Origin of the sequence: Lelliottia sp. 7254-16 (assembly GCF_002922995.1) — a bacterium.
GTDB lineage: Bacteria > Pseudomonadota > Gammaproteobacteria > Enterobacterales > Enterobacteriaceae > Enterobacter > Enterobacter jeotgali.
This window is the reverse complement of sequence record NZ_PQVS01000010.1, coordinates 54,236-72,760: the sequence shown is the minus strand read 5'-3', so window position 1 is coordinate 72,760 and position 18,525 is coordinate 54,236. Positions and strand designations below refer to the sequence as shown.

The following is an 18,525-nucleotide window of genomic DNA, read 5'->3' as shown; positions in this document are numbered from 1 at the left end:
ACCGCTTCTGGATGAATTTATGTGAACCAACCCCGTAATAAGTGCGCTTTTTAGAACGACGTCACTCACTTGATCCAATCTGGCTCACCTGAACGGCAATTTATATCGTTTGTCAGCCGATGCCGTTTTTTCGTCCAATAGCCGCAGATAACTTAAGGGTGAGGTGAGATATGGGATCTCAGATGTGGGTTGTGGCGACGCTGCTGGCAAGCATCGTGTTGATTGTATTAACCATCGTAAAACTGAAGTTTCACCCGTTTCTGGCGCTGCTGCTGGCGAGCTTTTTTGTCGGCGCGATGATGGGCATGAGCCCGCTGGATATGGTCAACGCCATTGAGAGCGGCATCGGCGGCACGCTGGGATTCCTCGCAGCGGTGATTGGCCTGGGCACCATTCTCGGCAAAATGATGGAAGTGTCCGGCGCGGCGGAGCGCATCGGCCTGACGCTCCAGCGCTGCCGCTGGCTCTCCGCCGACGTGATTATGGTGCTGGTTGGGCTGATCTGCGGTATCACGCTGTTTGTCGAAGTGGGCGTGGTATTGCTGATCCCGCTGGCGTTTTCGATTGCCAAAAAGACCCAAACCTCGCTGCTTAAACTGGCGATCCCGCTGTGTACCGCGCTGATGGCAGTGCACTGCGTGGTGCCTCCGCACCCGGCGGCGCTGTTTGTGACCAACAAACTGGGCGCGGACGTGGGGACGGTGATTGTTTACGGTCTGATGGTCGGGCTGATGGCGTCCCTGGTGGGCGGCCCTCTGTTCCTGAAACTGCTCGGCGACCGCCTGCCGTTCAAGCCGGTTCCGGCGGAGTTTTCTGACCTGAAAGTGCGCGAAGAACACACGCTGCCGACGCTGGGTGCCACGCTGTTTACCGTTCTACTGCCGATTGGCCTGATGCTGGTAAAAACCATCGCCGAGCTGAACATGGCCAAAACTGGCTCGCTGTACACGCTGCTGGAATTTATCGGCAACCCGATCACCGCCATGTTTATCGCCGTGTTTGTGGCCTATTACCTGCTCGGGATTCGCCAGCATATCGGCATGAGCGCCCTACTGAAGCACACGGAAACCGGCTTTGGTTCAATTGCCAACATCCTGCTGATCATCGGTGCGGGCGGGGCGTTTAACGCCATCCTCAAAACCAGCGGGCTGGCCGATACCCTGGCGCTGATTTTATCGAATATGCACATGCACCCGATTCTGCTGGCGTGGCTAGTGGCGTTGATTCTGCATGCGGCGGTCGGTTCCGCCACCGTGGCGATGATGGGGGCGACGGCGATTGTGGCCCCGATGCTGCCGCTCTATCCCAATGTTAGCCCGGAGATTATCGCCATTGCCATCGGTTCCGGCGCTATTGGCTGCACGATCGTGACGGATTCTCTGTTCTGGCTAGTGAAGCAATACTGCGGCGCGACCCTGAATGAGACTTTCAAATACTATACAACGGCGACATTTATCGCCTCGGTACTTGCACTTGGCTGCACGTTCCTGCTTTCTTTCATTATCTAAGCGCGAAGAGACGTACTATGGAAAACGCAAACATCACCACCTTAACCGCCCAATTTCCTCTGGTAGAGGATCTGATGGCGCTGAAAGAGACCACCTGGTTTAACCCGCGCACCACCTCGCTTGCCGAAGGGTTGCCGTACGTCGGGCTGACGCAGGCGGATGTGAAGGATGCCCACGCTCGCCTGGCGCGTTTTGCGCCTTACCTGGCGAAAGCGTTCCCGGAAACCGCCGCTAAAAACGGCATTATCGAGTCCGACGTGGTGTCTATTCCTGCCATGCAGAGCCGACTGGCGAAGGAATTTACGACGCCGATTAACGGCACATTGCTGCTGAAAAAAGACAGTCATCTGCCAATTTCTGGCTCCATCAAAGCGCGCGGCGGGATCTATGAAGTGCTGACCCACGCCGAACAACTGGCGCTGGAAGCGGGCATGCTGTCGCTCACCGACGATTACAGCGTTCTGCTGGAGCCGCGCTTCAAGGACTTTTTCAGCCAGTACAGCATCGCCGTTGGCTCGACGGGCAACCTCGGGATGTCGATTGGCATCATGAGCGCCCGCGTTGGCTTTAAGGTGACGGTGCATATGTCGGCCGATGCCCGCGAGTGGAAAAAGGCCAAACTGCGCAGCCACGGCGTTGAAGTGGTGGAGTACGAGCAGGATTACGGCGTGGCGGTGGAGCAAGGGCGCAAGGCCGCCGAGAGCGATCCGAACTGCTTCTTTATCGACGACGAAAACTCCCGCACGCTCTTTTTAGGTTATGCCGTTGCAGGTGAGCGCCTGAAAGCGCAGTTTGCCGAGCAGGGGCGCGTGGTGGATGCGGATCATCCGCTGTATGTTTATCTTCCGTGCGGCGTGGGCGGTGGCCCTGGCGGCGTGGCGTTTGGCTTGAAACTGGCCTTTGGCGATAACGTTCACTGTTTCTTCGCCGAGCCGACCCATTCGCCGTGCATGTTGCTGGGGGTATATACCGGTTTGCACGATGAGATTGCGGTGCAGGATCTGGGGATCGATAACGTCACGGCGGCGGACGGTCTGGCGGTAGGGCGTGCGTCCGGGTTTGTCGGCCGCGCGATGGAACGCCTGCTGGACGGGTTCTATACCCTGTCCGATCAGAGCATGTACGACATGCTGGGCTGGCTGGCGCAGGAGGAGAGCATCCGTCTTGAGCCGTCGGCGCTGGCGGGCATGGCCGGGCCGGTGCGCGTGCCTGTTTCCGCCAATGCGACCCACCTCGTCTGGGCAACCGGCGGCGGAATGGTGCCGGAAGAGGAGATGGCGAAATATCTGGCGAAGGGCCGCGCGTCACTTCTGTCTTAAAAGGGCCATTAACTCTTCCGCTGGGCGGTTCTGTTTCATCAAATCGCGCATCACTTTCATAAAGGGTGCGCTGTAGTCATAAAATGCCAGATATCCCTGACACAACTCATCGTCATTGGCCGCCGTGCACAGGCGGCGGCCAGGGCAAGTCTGGCATTTCACCAGCGCTTTCTTCTGGCACATCTCTTTCCCGCACCAGCCATTCAGCGTGTCGTCAAAGAGGCGAACTGAAATCTGCCCGATATCTTCCCGAACCCACATCGCAAAAATTTGCGTTAAAAACTGGCCCCAAATCTCAGGCATAACCGGCTTTTCGCCCGCGGTCTGGGGTAAAAAATGGAGGTTTTTACTTCCGCTCTGACGTAACGCCTGATAAACCCTCCCTGGCTCACGCGCGTTGCAGCTATCCACCGCAACCACACGGATACTTTCGTGGCATCCTGTCATTGACGACCCTAAAAATTCAGAATTTGCTGTAGGTGCGTTACAGCAAACAGTAATGCGAGGGAGAGTACTGCGAGAGAGATCAAGAATTTGTCACGCACCGCTTTCGGCTGCACGAAATCATTGCGATTCACGTCCATTAAATTGCGGCTGCGGGTGTAGCGCCAGAGAATGGTCGCCACCAGCGCCAGCACCACCAGCGAGATCCAGAACGGCAGACCGGTGCGGTGCCAGTTGTGTTTAATCGCCAGCGCAATCAACGCGCCGTAGCCGAGCAGCGTGCGCAGCCAGGCCAGCGACGTGCGTTCAGGCTGCAGGCCGGGGTCGGCTTCACGCCGCGCTTTGCGACTATCCGCCATAGAACACCAGCACCATCACCACGCCTGCTACCGTCAGTAAAATCACGCTGATCGCCAGCAGCCCGCGCGTGTAGGGCAGATCCTGCTTGAGGCGCATCGCCTTTTCATTGCGCAGCCAGCGCAGATAACCGTAGATCGCCAGCACACCGGCGAACAGACACAGCAGCAGCGCCAGCACTTCGCGAATCAGAGGAGTGGCAAAATCCGGGGCGAGTTGGTCCAGCCCGACGCCCGCGGCGAGAAAGCCCAGCGCGGTGCGAATCCATGCCAGAAATGTGCGTTCATTGGCGAGAGAAAACCGATAGTCCGGTGCTTCGCCCAGCTGGGAAATTTTCATGAAGGCTCCTTGTCATTCCGCAAGCAGGCTTCAGCATAGCGTAAATTGACCGGCATCTGGGATGCCGGTCGGCGGGATTAATGCAATTCAGGCCAGTAGTCTTTGTTGGCCTCAATCAGATCGTCGAGGATGGCTTTGGCAACCGAAGCGCTCGGCACGGTTTTAGACAGCGTAATCGCCTGCCAGAGTTTGGTGTAGGAGCGCTCTTCCCATGCGTCGACCACCAGTTTTTCCACCGCAACCTGCTGTCCCATCAGCCCTTTCTGGAAGTGCGGAATGTCGCCAACGGTCAGTGGTTCAGGGCCGTTTTTGCCGACCAGGCACGGGATTTCGACCATCGCATCAGAATCGAAGTTATGGATAGCGCCGTTGTTTGGCACAATCAGCAGCATCCGCTCCTGGGTGTTGAAGGCGATGGCGGTCGCCAGATCGACGATGTACGACGCATGTTCGTCGATCTCCAGCTCACCGGCGGAAGATTTCCCGGCTTCGATGATCGCACGACAAGAGCTAAAGACGTGCTTCTCACGGTGATCCATCACTTCGTTGGCGCGGGTGCGTTCCGGGTTGGAGTGCGCCACCACGTAGTCCGGGAAGAAGTAATATTTCAGGTAGGTATTCGGCATGGTGTCCGGGTCGAGCGCCTGCACGTCTTTTGCCTTCGCGAAGGTGTCGTTCCAGCTGGCTTCAGTGTGTACATCGTCAGAGGGCGGCACATAGCCGTGTTTCGCTACGTATTCGCGTAGTTTCGGCATCAAATCGTTCCCGTTCAGATCTTCAATCGACGTCCACCAGCCGAAGTGGTTCAGGCCGTAGTAGCGCACGCGCATCTCTTTGCGATCTTTCAGGCCAACAATCTGCGCCATCCGTCCTTCAATGCCGATGGGCATATCGCAGATGTTGAGGATTTTGGCCTGCGGACGCAGACGGCGCGTCGCTTCAGCGACGATCGCCGCCGGGTTGGAGTAGTTGAGCATCCACGCGTTCGGGGAGTATTTCTCCATGTAATCCACCAGCTCCAGCACGCCGCCAATAGAGCGCATGCCGTAGGAGATCCCGCCCGGTCCGCAGGTTTCCTGGCCCAGTACGCCGTGACGCAGTGGGATTTTTTCATCTTTTTCGCGCATCGGGTATTTGCCGACGCGGATATGCGCCATCACAAAGTCCACGTCCGTAAACGCCGCTTTAGGGTCAGTGGTGTAGCTGAAGTCGATGTCCGGGGCCTGCTCCTGAAGGATGATTTTGCACGCCTCGGCGATGGTTTCCTGACGTGCACCGTCATTGTCATAGAACTTGAGAGCGCGCAGCGGGAAGCGATCGCGATTCGCCAGTAACATCAGGACGATACCCGGAGTGAAAGTACTGCCGCCGCCTGCGATAACAACTGAGAATTTTTTCATGATACAGCCTCTGTCAGGGTAGATGATGGGGTCAAAGAAGGAGTGTTCATCAGGGATTCAAGCTGGTCGCGCACCTGTGGCACGTGCAGCCCGACAATCACCTGAATCCCGTTGCCGCGACGCACCACGCCGTGGGCGCCAAGGGCTTTGAAAACGTCGTCACTTTGCGTTTTGCTCATGTCGATCAGAGCGATACGCAGTCGGGTGGCGCAGTTGTTGATGCTTTCGATATTGCCTGCCCCGCCGAGCGCCTGCAGATAGCCTTCCGCCTGGCCCGAGCTGGTATTGGCGGCGACGGTGGTTTGCCCGCGCGCGGCCTGGTAATCGGCTTTGCTGTAGAGTTTGATTTCACTCTCTTCGCGACCCGGCGTTTTCAGGTTGAAGCGTTCGATCAGCGTCTTAAAGACCAGGAAGTAAAGTCCGGTGAAGCACACGCCGATGCCAATCTGGGTGAACATCATCGAGGCATGGTTGTGGAACATCGGGATCCAGTTTTGCGGCAGGAACTGGTCGAGCAGACCGCCGCCCATGTTGCCGACCACGCCGAAGATGTACATCACGGTCGCCATCGTTGCCGCCAGCACCGCGTGAACGGCGAACAGCAGCGGGGAGATAAACAGGAAGGTAAATTCCAGCGGTTCGGTGATCCCCACCAGCATCGCGGTGAGGGTGGCCGGGATCAGCAGGCCCGCCACTTTGACGCGGTTTTCCGGCGACGCGGTGTACCACAGCGCCAGCGCAATCCCGACGGAGCCGAACACTTTCGAGTTACCGTGCAGGGCAAAACCGCCTTCCGGGAACAGGGTTTTCAGCGGCAGGGTGCTCTGGCTGAACTCTTGTAAATGCTGCGCCCAGTAAACCTGGATGCCGCCTTCCACCGCCGCCGGGCCGAAAATAAACGGACCGTAGACGAAGTGATGCAGGCCGGTTGGGATCAGAATGCGTTCCAGGAAGGTATAAACCCACACGCCCAGCGCCCCGGCAGAGCGTAAAAACGCCTGCAACGACTCGATGCCCATCTGCACTTTTGGCCAGCCGAGCAGGGTCAGCCAGGCGCACGGAATCATCACGAAGAAGGCGATGATCACCACGAACGAGGTGCCCTGGAAGATGCCCAGGAAGACCGGCAGCTGTTTATCGAAATAGCGGTTGTGGATGGCCGTCACCAGCCCGGAAATCACAATCGCACCGATGATGCTGGTGTCGAGGGTTTTGATCCCGGCAATCATCGCCAGCCCGCTGCCCGCCGTCGGTTCAGCCATGAAGTTCACGCCAAAGAACTGACCCCAGGTCATGCCCATCGCGTTAATAAAGTAGTTCCAGGTCAGGAAGCTAATCAGCACCGCCAGACAGGCTCGGCCCTGCGCCTGTTTTGCCAGACCAATCGGTAAACCGACGGCGAAAATCAGCGGCATATTACGAAAGACCGCCCAGCCGCCCTCTTCAATAATGTGGACGATTTGCGCGAACAGATGATCGGGTGCGGTTAAGGCTTCGCCCACAAAAAGCGGATTGCGCAGCATGATGGCGATTCCGACCACCATGCCCGCGAAAGGGAACAACAGCACCGGGGTAAACATGGCGCCGCCAAAACGTTGTATTTGACTGAGCATCTTTAAATCCTCATGTAACAACCTGTAGGGGGTTTGGCCTTATTGGTTTTGTGCTGGCCTGAACTGAGGATAAGAAGTTACTCATCGGCTAACACCGCGTCCCGCTGCGTTCCGTGATCGCATTCATGGTTTTAATTTGCTCACTGAGGTCTACTTTCAGTTCAAAATATGGACATGTTAAGACGCGATGCCCGCATGAATCAGTGCAGAGAGGTCTACAGGTGATCTACAAATCCATAGCCGACAGATTACGTCTGCGGCTCAATTCATCTGATTACAACGTCGGTAGCCCGCTGCCCGGCGAAAAAGCGCTGGCGCAGGAGTTTGGCGTGGCGCGAATGACCGTTCGCAAGGCCATCGATTTGCTGGTCGGCTGGGGGCTGGTGGTGCGCCGTCACGGCAGCGGCACCTTTGTGGCGCGCAAAGACGTGCACCACGAAACCACCAATCTGACCGGGCTGGTGGAGGTGCTGCGCCAGCAGGGAAAAGAGGTCCAGAGCAAGGTGTTGCAGTTTGAAGTGATGCCTGCCCCGCCCGCTATCGCCAGCCAGCTGCGCATCCAGATTGATGAGCGGATCTACTTTTCGCGCCGGGTGCGTTACGTTGAAGGAAAGCCGCTGATGCTGGAGGACAGCTTTATGCCCGTGAAGCTGTTTCGCAACCTGTCGCTGGCGCATCTTGAGGGGTCGAAGTTTGACTACATCGAGAAGGAGTGCGGGATCACCATCAGCGGGAATTACGAGAGCCTGACGCCGGTGCTGGCGGACCGCCAGATGGCGAGTTTGATGAACTTACCGGAACAGACGCCGCTGCTGCGCATAACCTCCCTTTCCTACAACGACAGCGGCGAGTTCCTTAATTATTCGGTGATGTTCCGAAACACCAGCGATTATCAGGTGGACTACCATCTGCGGCGCATCCACCCGGACGAACTTTTAGCCTATCCCCCAGAACAGCACGGCCAGTAGCTGCGGGGTGATAATGCGCAGGAACATCACCAGCGGATAGACGGTGGCATAAGAGAGCGCCGCCGCGCCGCTGGTGGCGTGCAGGTTATTGGCGAAAGCCAGCGCGGGCGGATCGGTCATCGACCCGGCCAGCATCCCGCACAGCGTCAGGTAGTTCATCTTCGCCAACATCCGCGCCAGAATCCCGACCGTCAACAGCGGAACCGCCGTGATGACAATCCCGTAGCCAATCCAGCTGATTCCCTCGCCCTGCGTCAGGGTGTGGATAAAATCGCCGCCGGATTTTAGCCCCACCACCGACAGAAACAGCACAATCCCCAGCTCGCGGAGGGCCAGATTCGCGCTCGGCGGCATGAACCAGTACAGTTTCCCGATGCAGCCGATACGCCCCAGAATCAGCGCCATAATCAGCGGACCGCCCGCCAGACCGAGTTTCAACGCTACCGGGAAGCCGGGCACATACAGCGGAATCGAGCCAAGCAGCACGCCGAGCCCAATGCCGATAAACACCGGCAGCATCTGCACCTGCTGCAATTTCTGCTGCGCGTTGCCGACCATATCGGCGACGGCATCGATGGAGGACGGGCGACCCACCAGATTGAGGATATCGCCGAACTGCAGGCTGGCATCCGGGCTGGCGACCAGTTCGATGCCCGCGCGATTGAGGCGTGATATCACCACGTCATAGCGCTCTTTTACCTGCAGATCGCGGATTTTTTTGCCTAAAACCTGCTCGTTGGTGACCACCACGCGCTCGACGCGCATGTCGGTTCCGCGCGTCGAGAGCGAAGTGTCGACCTCCTGACCGATCACCAGCTGAGCGCTGTGCAGATCGCCGGGCTGCCCCACCAGATGCAGTAAATCGCCGAGCTGAATCACCGTGCCAGGCGACGGTACCATCAGCATCTCGTCGCGTTTCAGGCGCGAACAGATGATATTAACGCTGTTCAGGATCGGCACATCCTGAATCGCCATATGGTTGAGATTGGGGTTTTCGACGCGAATGTTGATAGTTTTAATCAGCATGTGGCCGTTGGTAATCGTGGATTCATGCTTTTTCGCCTCGTCATCGACGTTGATGCGAAACAGCACGCGCACCAGCCACATGGTCAGCAGAATGCCGCAAATTCCGAACGGGTAGGCCATCGCGTAGCTCATCCCCATCTGATCCACCGCGCCAGGGGCAATGCCCAGATCGCGCAGGATTTGCTGCCCAGCTCCCAGCGCTGGCGTGTTGGTGACTGCGCCGGAGAAAATCCCCAGTACCACCGGAAGCGGAATTTCGAAGAGTTTGTGCAAAATGGCGGTGACGAGACCGCCCATTACTACAATGCCGAGGGCAAAGAGATTCAGGCGCAGGCCGGAGACACGAAGGGAGGCGAAAAACCCAGGGCCAACCTGAATGCCGATGGTGTAGACGAAGAGGATCAGGCCGAATTCCTGAATGAAGTGCAGCATTTCCGCGCTGAGCGTCAGCCCAAGCTGATCGGCGAAATGGCCGACAAAAATGCCGCCAAACAGCACCCCGCCAATGCCAAATCCGACACCGCGGATTTTAATATTGCCAATCCACAGCCCAACCACCGCAACCAGGGCCAACACGCTAACCGTTAACGCGATATCACTCATGACCTTTTCCCTGCGCATATCCTTAGTGATTGAGTGGATTCTCGCAGAGGTTGCGGGGAATGTATGGGTGATGGCGCACAAAAAAGCCCCGCCGAAGCGGGGCTGAGTCGTTTGTTTTGCCCGCTTGCGCGGGCCCAGGGGAGGTGCGGTCTGGTGCCCTCACCCCGGCCCTCTCCCACAGGGAGAGGGAGAAGAGCAACACAACGTATTAGCTATTCAACGCCGGACGCTCGCTGATCGCGATTTTCTGCGGGGCCAGCGCTTCCGGAACGTTACGCGTCAGATCGATATGCAACAGCCCGTTGGTAAAGGTCGCACCGGAAACTTCCATATGGTCGGCCAGGGTAAAGCTCAGGCTAAATGGCTGAGTGACCAGGCCCTGATGCAGCCACTGTGTCTCGGTTTGCGGTTTTTCTGGCGTGCCTTTTACAGTAAGGCGCGTACCTTCGAGCTGGATATCGAGATCCTCCTGACGGAACCCGGCCAGCGCCAGCGTGATGCGATAGTGGTTGTCATCGCTTTTTTCGATGTTGTACGGCGGAAAACTTTGTTGTTCAGCGGTGCTTTGCAGAGCGTTAGCCAGTTTGTCAAAGCCAATCCACTGACGCAGCAGAGGGGATAAGTCGTAGTTACGCATGGTTATTCTCCTTCTAAGAAGCGAGTTAAGCGCAGTTATTTTGTGCGCAGTTGTTCCTGCAAATCCTGATGGATTCGCATCTGCTCCCATTACGGCAAGCAAGTTCTGGATGGGCCGCATAAGCGACCCGCTTAATTAGTTGATTTCGATACGGCGCGGTTTTTTCTCTTCTGGAATCACGCGTTCCAGATCGATAAACAGCAGGCCGTTAACCAGGTTCGCACCGTGAACGTGGATGTTCTCGGCTAACTGGAATTTGCGCTCGAAGTTGCGCTCCGCGATACCCTGATAAAGGTAGGTACGCTCTTTCTGCTCTGCGGTATGCGCCCCTTTCACCACCAGCAGGTTGTCCTGCGCGGTGATTTCCAGTTCGCTTTCGGCGAAACCGGCGACGGCAATCGCGATGCGGTAGTGGTTTTCGTCTACCAGCTCAACGTTGTATGGAGGGTAACCGTTACCCTGGCTTTGGTTATTTTCTATATGGTTGAACAGGCGATCGAAACCAATGGCTGAACGGTACAGCGGGGAAAAATCGAAATTACGCATAAATCAAAGCTCCTGAAATCAGCGAGTAATATTTGCCTTCCACCATGGACAGGCCATTGAGCCACCAAACACCCATCAGGCGTGTTCGTTCTTCGGCTACAAACATAAAATGGGTCTGCTTTCGGTCTTTTCAAGAGCTTAAATGCGAGATTTTTTTGCACTTTGCTGACACTCGCATAGACTGGGACTACAGCACAAAGGGTTAAATTGCGATGGCTGCCACAGTGCGGCGCTTTCCAACTATTCTTTTCGCACATGGCCCGATATAAAACGATATTGCAGTTATGTCGCGCCATTAACATTGATTAACAGATGATGAAAAATGTTCTGATAAAGCTGACCGCGTGCAGCATAGTGGTTTTACTTTGCGGGTGTTCGAGCGTGATGTCTCACACCGGCGGTAAAGAAGGAACATATCCGGGCACGCGCGCCAGCGCGAATATGATTTCGGATGATGATACGAACTGGGGCACCAAATCCCTGGCGATTCTGGACCTGCCGTTTACGGCCGTACTGGATACGCTATTAGTCCCCTGGGATCTGTTCCGCACCGATAGCTCGGTGCGTTCACGCGTGGAAAAAAGCGAGAAGCAGAATATGGCGACCAATTCTGTTATCCCGCCCGCCGCAATGCCTGCCCCCTGATTACCTCCCGGTTTCTGTCACCCAAAGCTGACGGAAACCGGCGGTCTCTTCCATCCACGCAACCCAATGCCCATTCGGTGAGAAAACAACCGCATCGCCTGATGGCGGATTGCCGTGATCGGACGTCAGAAACGTTACCTCTCCGCTTCGCGCATCGCAGCAGGCAACGCGATTATCCAGCACAAATCCGAGCGCATCGCCCAACGGATGCCAGTTAAACGCCGACTGAATATCGCTCTGGTTGTGCGTTAGCTGGCGCGGCTCACCGCCTTCAGGCGCGATCAGCCACAGCTGAACAATGCCGTTTTCATCGCGCATCAGAAACGCGATTTCGCTGCCCTGAGAATTGCTGCGCACCCAGTGGCGCGGCACGCTCACCAGGCCTGGATAACGATTGCCGTGAGTAAAGGTTAAACGGCGCTGCATAACGCCAGCAGGCGGCGCGGGCAAGGTTTCCGCTGTGCCTTCCAGCGGCGCGTCGCCTGCGCGTTTCCAGCCAGCCTCATCTTTAGGCAAATCAACGATAAACAGTTCCGGCACTTTTTCGCCGCGTTCAGACAAGGTGTCGCCGATAAAGGCCAGCCGGTTATTCCCCACCCAGCCCTCTTCATAGGCGCGATTGATCTCATCACTGCCTGGCTTTGGCGTTGGCGTCGTACGGCTAACCAGTACGCTCCAGAATGCACCTGCATATTCACGCGGATGATTTCCCTGCGGTTGCACTGGGCCAAACGGTGTAGCGACGCCGACGTTACGCAAATCCAGCGCTGCATCGCGCTCGTGCAGAACGTGATCGTTATAGGTAAAGCTGACGAACGTCCCGTCAGGACTAAAGACGTGAACGTGGCTTCCGCCGCGCAGCGCGCCGGGGGTATAAGGCGCGGTGATATCCATCGCATCGAGATTTTTCACCTGGCCGTTTTGCGCTATCACTCCGCGACGGTGGTGAAAGTCATACTGCCAGTTCGCATCCGGGTTTTCCGGGCCATGAATAAAGACGTATTGGTCATCCGAGGGATGAACGGTCACCACGCCGACGTGCGCACCCTTTTCAGCGCGATAGATCACCTCGGTTTCGCCCGTTTTCACGTTAACCCGTTCGATAGTTTCACCGGTAAAAGACGCGCCGGATGGTCGCACGTCAAACGCCAGCCAGTGGCTGTCAGGCGTCCAGGTGTTGATGTTGGTAAGCTGATGATTGCGGGGAGCGAAGGTGATTTGTTTCATGAAGAGACCCTGATGCGCGGTTATCGCATCAGGGTAAAGCATCGTGAAGATTTAGCCTACACGTTTAACATCGCCGACCAGCAGGATGTAAGAGAGGGCGCCAATCAGGGTGATAACGGAGATGTAAGTCAGAGCAGGCGCAAATCCGTGTGCCTGAGCCAGATAACCAATCACCAGCGGAACGGTGATGCCGCCTAAACCGCCGGCAAAGTTAAAGACACCGCCGGTCAGGCCAATCAGGCGCATCGGTGCCAGCGAAGAAACCAGCGACCAGGTGATCGACGCAAAACCGTTACCGAAGAAGGCAACTGCCATCAGCACCGTGATCCACACAGGGTCATTGGTGTAGTTCGCACCCATGATGCAGGTGGAGATCAACAGGCCAAAGATGATCGGCAGCTTGCGCGAGAAACCAATTGAGAAACCTTTGCGCACTAATCTGTCGGCAATCCAGCCCGAGAGCAGCACGCCGACGAACGCCGCCAGGAATGGCACCGTGGTCATGAAACCGGCTTTCAGCGCGGTGATGCCTTTTTCCTGGGTCAGATAGTTCGGGAACCAGGTCAGGAAGAACCACAGCGTGGAGGCAATAGCGAACTGACCCAGGTAAACGCCCACCAGCTTGCGGTGGAAAACCAGCTTCCAGTCGGCTTTGGTCAGCGGCGCGCGTACCTTGTTTTCGACCTGCGCATCGCCGTCCACCAGCCCGCCGCCCTGCTCGATGTAATCCAGTTCCGCCTGAGTGATACCCTTGGTTTTGCGCGGAGCCTGATAAACTTTATGCCAGATCAGCGCCCAGATAATGCCGATCCCACCGGTGATGATAAATACCCAGTGCCAGCTCAACATCTCCTGGATCCAGATTAGCAGCGGCGTCAGGAACGCCAGACCGACGAACTGCCCCGAAGTGTAGAACCCCACCGCCGACGCACGTTCTTGCTCCGGGAACCAGCTAGTAACCATGCGGTTGTTGGTCGGGAAGGCGGGTGCCTCAAAGATACCGGTAATAGCGCGCAGGCCAATCAGCGACAGCAGACCGGTAGCAAAACCCTGGAGCAGCGTCGCGACGGACCAGCCAAAAATGGCAATGAAATAGGTGGTGCGAGAACCTAAGCGGTCGAGCACACGACCGCCGGGGATCTGGCAAAGGGTGTACATCCAGGCAAACGCCGAGAAGATATAGCCCATTTCCGTTTTCGAAATGCCAAACTCTGCCTGAATATGCGCGGAAGCCACGGCCAGGTTGGCGCGGTCAACGTAGCAAATCACCACAGTAATAAAAATCATCAGCAGCGTCAGGTAACGACGACGGCCTGTTTTTGCGGTAGTCACAGAAATATCCATTAATCTGTCTCCAGATTTTGGGCATAGCGATACACGTCACCATGCCCTGTAAGTTACAGAGGGTTATGTTTTTTGTTTACGATTTTTTGCCCGGTGGCGCTGCGCTTACCGGGCCTACAAGGTCTTAAACCGTAGGCCGGATAAGCGCAGCTCCATCCGGCGAATTACCACTCGGCGACAGAACCGTCCTCGTATCGCCACAGCGGGTTGCGCCAGTCCGGAGCCTGTTTGCTCATTTCGATAACTTTGGCTTCGTCGATTTCAACGCCCAGCCCCGGCTTCATCAGCGGTTTGAAGTGGCCGCCTTCCATGTTGAAGTCTTCTTTGTTCTTCACAAAGTCGAGCAGTTCTGCGCCCTTGTTGTAGTGAATGCCCATGCTCTGCTCCTGCAACACCGCGTTGCGTGAAACAAAGTCGATGTGCAGACAGGCGGCCAGCGCAATCGGTCCGAGCGGACAGTGCGGTGCCAGCGCCACGTCGTAGGCTTCAGCCATACCGGCGATTTTGTAGCATTCGGTGATGCCCCCGGCGTGGGACAGATCCGGCTGCAGAATCGCCAGGCCGCCCGCTTCCAGCACCCGTTTGAATTCGAAGCGCGAGAACATGCGTTCACCCGCCGCGATTGGAATATGAGTTTGTGCCGCCAGCTTCGGATAGTACTCCGCCTGCTCCGCCAGCACCGGCTCTTCAATAAACAGCGGGCGGTACGGCTCCAGCTCTTTAATCAGCACTTTCGCCATCGGCGCACTCACGCGACCGTGGAAATCGAGGCCAAACTCAATCTCATTGCCGAAGGCTTCGCGGATTTGCGCCACGGTATTCACGGCGTTATCCACCGCACGGGAGTTATCAATCACCCCCATTTCTTCGCAGCCGTTAAGCTTGAAGGTATCAAAGCCGATTTTGCGCAGGGTTTTGATGCCGTCGATCACCTCAGCCGGACGGTCACCCCCGACCCAGCTGTAGGCTTTGATTTTGTCGCGCACCAGGCCGCCCATCAGCTGCCACACCGGTGCATTCAGCACTTTGCCTTTGATATCCCACAGCGCCTGGTCGATACCGGCGATGGCACTCATCAGGATCGGGCCGCCGCGATAGAAACTGCCGCGATACATCACCTGCCACAGGTCGTTGATACGTGCCGGGTCCTGACCAATCAGGAGTTCGCTCAGCTCATGGACTGCCGCTTCTACGGTACGCGCGCGACCTTCAATCACCGGCTCGCCCCAGCCAACGATGCCTTCGTCGGTCTCGATTTTCAAAAACATCCAGCGCGGAGGTAAGCGGTAGGTCGTGATATTGGTAATTTTCATTTCACCGCCTCCCGGTACGCTTTAACAAAGGCGGCGGCCTGCTCGGCGGTTCGCTCAACGGACTGCCCGGCGCGATAGAGATCGCTGCCCAGACCCGCTCCGGCGCAACCGGCATTGAGCCACTGCACCATGTTTTCTGGCGTTACGCCCCCCACGGCAAAGACCGGAACGTCCCCCGGAAGTACCGCTTTTAAGGCTTTGATATAGTCCGGGCCGAAGGCCGACGACGGGAAAATTTTCAGCGCCTGAGCGCCTGCATCCAGGGCGGTAAAAGCTTCTGTCGCCGTCGCGCAGCCTGGGCAAACGGTCATGCCGTAGCTCACCGCGCGGCGGATAACGTCCGGCTGAATATTGGGCGTGACGATCAGTTTGCAGCCCATTTTGGCGAGCTGATCAACTTGCTCTGGTTTTAAGACCGTGCCTGCGCCAATCAGCGCTTTATCGCCAAACGCGTCGACGACCGCCGGGATGCTTTTTTCCCACTGCGGCGAATTGAGCGGGATTTCCACCGCGTCAAAACCGGCGTCGATGACCGCGCCGACGTGCGCGAGGGCTTCGTCCGGCGTGATGCCGCGCAAAATCGCGATGAGAGGGAGTTTAGTTTGCCACTGCATGAGCGATGCTCCTTATACCTGCCTGAAATGCCACGTCGCCTTCAATCACTGCCGCTTCACGACCAAAGGCGCGGAACGCCTGTTGGTAGCGAGCGGCTAAGGATGAACCCGCGACAAGGGTGATGGCCTGCTGCCCGGCGAACTTTTCGCCCAGGGTGGCGACTTCAGCGCCAATCAGCAGACCGGAGAGAAATTCGCTGACCTGTTCACGCGGGAGATTTCCCAGCACGTGTGAAGCGCGAACTTCAAAAAGTTGTGGCAGAACGGCAGGTGAAGCGAGACCGCGTTCGAGCCCGGTAGCAAAGGCCTCAGGAGAGGTTTCCTGTTCTGGCAGACCCGCGCCCACCAGCGAATGACGCAGCAGCAGGTGGTGCAATTCACCCGTCATCACGGTACGAAAGTCGTGGATTTGCTGCGTGTCGGCCTGCACCCATTTGCAGTGCGTTCCGGGCATGACATAGACAGAAGAAGGAGAAAGGGTGCGCGCGCCAAGCAGCTGTGTCTCTTCGCCACGCATCACGTTGTGGTTATCGTCGCGGGAGACACACAGCCCTGGAATAATCCAGATATTGTCGCCAACGGACGTTAACTGCTGACCAATGGCGTCGAAATGAGCAGGAACCGGCAAGTACGGAGCCATTTTCCAGCCCACGTTACTGCCGACCATTCCTGCCATCACCACCGGAGTGGTGCCTTCGCGCCAGTTTTCTGTGACTTCTGCTAACACCGCCTGCGGGGATTTGCCGTTCAGGCGTGTGACGCCTGCTTCGGACTGCCTGCTTTCCAGGCATCTGTCGCCTTCATACAGCCAGGCGCGTAGATTGGTTGAACCCCAGTCAATGGCGATGTAGCGAGATGTCATGTGATTTCCTTTAACCTTCGTGTCGAGCTGGCGATCATGTGGAGCGCCGCCTGCTCTGCCGCATTGCTGTCCTGATGCCGTATCGCATCGAACAGCGCTTTATGTTCCTGGAACGTCTGGGGCATGTTGGCCTCATCACCCATCCAGGTTCGTTCAAATACTGCGCGCTGTAGCGAGCTGATTGCCACGCTAAGCTGCTGTAAAACTGGGTTATGTACCGACTCCAGCACCGCCTCGTGGTAGCGAATATCCGCTTCGTTAAAGGCGTCTCGATCCTGGTTGTTGGCGATCATGTCGTTGAGCGCCGCTTCAATCTGCGCCAGGTCACCCGATGTCGCTCGTTCCGCTGCCCAGCGGGCAATGGCCGGTTCCACCAGGTTACGCACCTCGCTCATCGCCCCGATGAGGCGCGGGTCGTAGTCGTTTTCCAGCACCCATTGCAGAACGTCAGTATCCAGATAGTTCCACTGGTTACGCGGTGCCACAAAAGCCCCGCGATAACGCTTCATTTCGATCAGCCGTTTCGCCATCAGTGAGCGAAACACTTCGCGGATGATGTTGCGCGAGGTTTCAAACTCCTCGCACAGCTCTGCCTCGGCGGGCAGCGGCGAACCCGGTACGTATTTTCCGCTGACAATCTGATTGCCCAGCGTGATGACGATGCGGTCGGTTTTATTGAGAGTCATGGAGAGTCCTGATTTCGTTTTATCCATCACTACTTTACCGCGACCGCTGAGTTTCGCCTCACTTTTGCAGTACAAACGTGAAGCCTTTCGTCAATTCCATGAGCGCATCGTAGTACAATCATACTGTGTTGTACTACAATCCAGATCACAAAAAGAACAACCCAACGATCGACAGACAAAAAAAAGCCCCGGTGGATAGCCGGGGCTGATAGATGAGCAGTGATTAATTGAGCACGAACTTCTCGATCGCGTACGCCACGCCATCTTCAAGGTTGGATTTGGTGACGAAGTTAGCCACCTCTTTCACGGACGGGATCGCGTTTTCCATCGCCACACCCATGCCTGCGTATTCGATCATCGCGATGTCATTTTCCTGATCGCCTAAGGTCATTACCTCTTCCGGCTTGATACCCAGCGTATCGGCCAGCGATTTTACGCCGGTGCCTTTATTGACGCGTTTGTCGAGGATTTCGAGGAAGTACGGCGCGCTTTTCAGCACGGTGTATTTCTCTTTCACTTCAGCCGGAATGCGGGCAATAGCCTGGTCCAGAATCGCGGGCTCGTCGATCATCATCACTTTCAGGAACTGCGTCGCCGGGTCCATGTTTTCCGGCTCGCAGAACACCAGCGGAATGGTCGCCACGAAGGATTCATGCACCGTGTAGTAGCTGATATCGCGGTTGGCGGTGTAGAGCGTGTTGCGATCGAGCGCGTGGAAGTGAGAACCGACTTCGCGGGACAGTTTTTCGAGATACAGGTAATCGTCATAGCTCAACGCCGTTTGCGCGACCGTGCTGCCGTCGCTGGCGTTCTGCACTAGCGCACCGTTGTAGGTGATGCAGTAATCGCCCGGCTGTTCCATGTGCAGCTCTTTCAGGTAGCTGTGAACTCCGGCATACGGACGACCCGTGGTCAGCACGACGTTCACGCCTTTGGCGCGAGCGGCGGCAATCGCGTTCTTAACGGCAGGAGAGATAGTGTGGTCTGGCAGCAGCAGCGTGCCGTCCATATCGATTGCAATGAGTTTGATGGCCATGAGATCCCCGATTTAAATGAGTCTGTCCTCATGCTAAC

The 18,525-nt window shown here is 56.8% G+C and carries 18 protein-coding genes, 1 pseudogene and 1 other annotated feature; of the genes and pseudogenes, 4 read left to right on the top strand and 15 right to left on the bottom strand.

Going from position 1 to position 18,525, the window contains the following annotated elements:
* The first annotated feature begins 170 nt into the window (after window positions 1-170).
* Window positions 171-1,508 (top strand): D-serine transporter DsdX, encoded by a 1,338-nt coding sequence (gene dsdX / locus C3708_RS14305; RefSeq protein WP_103947833.1) that lies wholly within the window; start codon window positions 171-173, stop codon window positions 1,506-1,508.
* A 17-nt stretch (window positions 1,509-1,525) separates the two neighbouring features.
* Complete coding sequence (gene dsdA / locus C3708_RS14300) at window positions 1,526-2,827, top strand: D-serine ammonia-lyase (protein WP_103950154.1); 1,302 nt, start codon at window positions 1,526-1,528, stop codon at window positions 2,825-2,827.
* Here dsdA and C3708_RS14295 read toward each other — a convergent pair.
* The 5 genes from C3708_RS14295 to C3708_RS14275 all read right to left on the bottom strand — a co-directional run bounded on the left by C3708_RS14295 (window position 2,813) and on the right by C3708_RS14275 (window position 6,980).
* Complete coding sequence (locus tag C3708_RS14295) at window positions 2,813-3,130, bottom strand: regulator (RefSeq protein WP_217450063.1); 318 nt, start codon at window positions 3,128-3,130, stop codon at window positions 2,813-2,815. The genes dsdA and C3708_RS14295 overlap by 15 nt on opposite strands.
* A gap of 152 nt (window positions 3,131-3,282) precedes the next feature.
* Window positions 3,283-3,630 carry a DUF202 domain-containing protein gene (locus tag C3708_RS14290; protein ID WP_095280009.1) on the bottom strand — a complete coding sequence of 116 codons (348 nt, stop codon included), beginning with the start codon at window positions 3,628-3,630 and terminating at the stop codon, window positions 3,283-3,285.
* Window positions 3,620-3,967, bottom strand: coding sequence for a YidH family protein (locus C3708_RS14285; protein WP_103950155.1), 348 nt, complete (start codon window positions 3,965-3,967; stop codon window positions 3,620-3,622). The genes C3708_RS14290 and C3708_RS14285 overlap by 11 nt, the downstream gene beginning before the upstream one ends.
* A 77-nt stretch (window positions 3,968-4,044) precedes the next feature.
* Complete coding sequence (locus tag C3708_RS14280) at window positions 4,045-5,367, bottom strand: 6-phospho-alpha-glucosidase (protein WP_103950156.1); 1,323 nt, start codon at window positions 5,365-5,367, stop codon at window positions 4,045-4,047.
* On the bottom strand, window positions 5,364-6,980 hold the full coding sequence (locus C3708_RS14275; RefSeq protein WP_103950157.1) for an alpha-glucoside-specific PTS transporter subunit IIBC: 1,617 nt from the start codon (window positions 6,978-6,980) through the stop codon (window positions 5,364-5,366). Before C3708_RS14275 ends, C3708_RS14280 begins: the two co-directional genes overlap by 4 nt.
* A 221-nt stretch (window positions 6,981-7,201) precedes the next feature.
* Between C3708_RS14275 and C3708_RS14270 the strand changes: the two genes are divergently transcribed.
* Window positions 7,202-7,948: a GntR family transcriptional regulator gene (locus C3708_RS14270; protein ID WP_103950158.1), complete on the top strand. Its 747-nt coding sequence runs from the start codon at window positions 7,202-7,204 to the stop codon at window positions 7,946-7,948.
* On the opposite strand, the gene C3708_RS14265 is transcribed toward C3708_RS14270, so the two are convergent.
* The 3 genes from C3708_RS14265 to ibpA all read right to left on the bottom strand — a co-directional run bounded on the left by C3708_RS14265 (window position 7,916) and on the right by ibpA (window position 10,760).
* Complete coding sequence (locus C3708_RS14265; RefSeq protein WP_095279999.1) at window positions 7,916-9,577, bottom strand: putative transporter; 1,662 nt, start codon at window positions 9,575-9,577, stop codon at window positions 7,916-7,918. The two genes, C3708_RS14270 and C3708_RS14265, sit on opposite strands and share 33 nt — an antisense overlap.
* A 208-nt stretch (window positions 9,578-9,785) precedes the next feature.
* Window positions 9,786-10,214, bottom strand: coding sequence for a small heat shock chaperone IbpB (ibpB, locus tag C3708_RS14260; RefSeq protein WP_103947839.1), 429 nt, complete (start codon window positions 10,212-10,214; stop codon window positions 9,786-9,788).
* Between the two features lie 135 nt (window positions 10,215-10,349).
* On the bottom strand, window positions 10,350-10,760 hold the full coding sequence (gene ibpA, locus C3708_RS14255; RefSeq protein WP_103947840.1) for a small heat shock chaperone IbpA: 411 nt from the start codon (window positions 10,758-10,760) through the stop codon (window positions 10,350-10,352).
* Window positions 10,754-10,826 (bottom strand) — a sequence feature (ROSE (Repression Of Heat Shock gene Expression) occurs in the 5'-region of heat shock genes and acts as an RNA thermometer to modulate expression.). (Overlaps the previous gene by 7 nt.)
* Window positions 10,827-11,072: 246 nt before the next feature.
* Here ibpA and C3708_RS14250 point away from each other — a divergent pair.
* A complete protein-coding gene (locus C3708_RS14250; protein ID WP_095279993.1) occupies window positions 11,073-11,405 on the top strand; it encodes a YceK/YidQ family lipoprotein in 333 nt (110 codons plus the stop codon).
* Here C3708_RS14250 and C3708_RS14245 read toward each other — a convergent pair whose 3' ends face one another.
* From C3708_RS14245 to yidA, 7 genes and pseudogenes are all read right to left on the bottom strand, one after another.
* On the bottom strand, window positions 11,406-12,632 hold the full coding sequence (locus C3708_RS14245) for a DUF3748 domain-containing protein (RefSeq protein ID WP_199184159.1): 1,227 nt from the start codon (window positions 12,630-12,632) through the stop codon (window positions 11,406-11,408).
* Between the two features lie 51 nt (window positions 12,633-12,683).
* Window positions 12,684-14,019, bottom strand: a pseudogene (locus C3708_RS14240) (MFS transporter).
* Window positions 14,020-14,140: 121 nt separating this feature from the next.
* Entirely contained in the window at window positions 14,141-15,289 is a 1,149-nt protein-coding gene (gene dgoD, locus C3708_RS14235; protein WP_103950161.1) for a galactonate dehydratase, read from the bottom strand.
* Complete coding sequence (locus C3708_RS14230) at window positions 15,286-15,903, bottom strand: 2-dehydro-3-deoxy-6-phosphogalactonate aldolase (protein WP_103950162.1); 618 nt, start codon at window positions 15,901-15,903, stop codon at window positions 15,286-15,288. Before C3708_RS14230 ends, dgoD begins: the two co-directional genes overlap by 4 nt.
* The gene (locus tag C3708_RS14225; RefSeq protein WP_103950163.1) at window positions 15,887-16,765 is read right to left on the bottom strand and encodes a 2-dehydro-3-deoxygalactonokinase; all 879 of its coding nucleotides are present in this window, start codon (window positions 16,763-16,765) and stop codon (window positions 15,887-15,889) included. The genes C3708_RS14230 and C3708_RS14225 overlap by 17 nt, the downstream gene beginning before the upstream one ends.
* Window positions 16,762-17,451 (bottom strand): D-galactonate utilization transcriptional regulator DgoR, encoded by a 690-nt coding sequence (gene dgoR / locus C3708_RS14220; RefSeq protein WP_103950174.1) that lies wholly within the window; start codon window positions 17,449-17,451, stop codon window positions 16,762-16,764. The genes C3708_RS14225 and dgoR overlap by 4 nt, the downstream gene beginning before the upstream one ends.
* 223 nt (window positions 17,452-17,674) lie before the next feature.
* A complete protein-coding gene (gene yidA / locus C3708_RS14215; RefSeq protein WP_095279986.1) occupies window positions 17,675-18,487 on the bottom strand; it encodes a sugar-phosphatase in 813 nt (270 codons plus the stop codon).
* Window positions 18,488-18,525 lie beyond the last annotated feature (38 nt).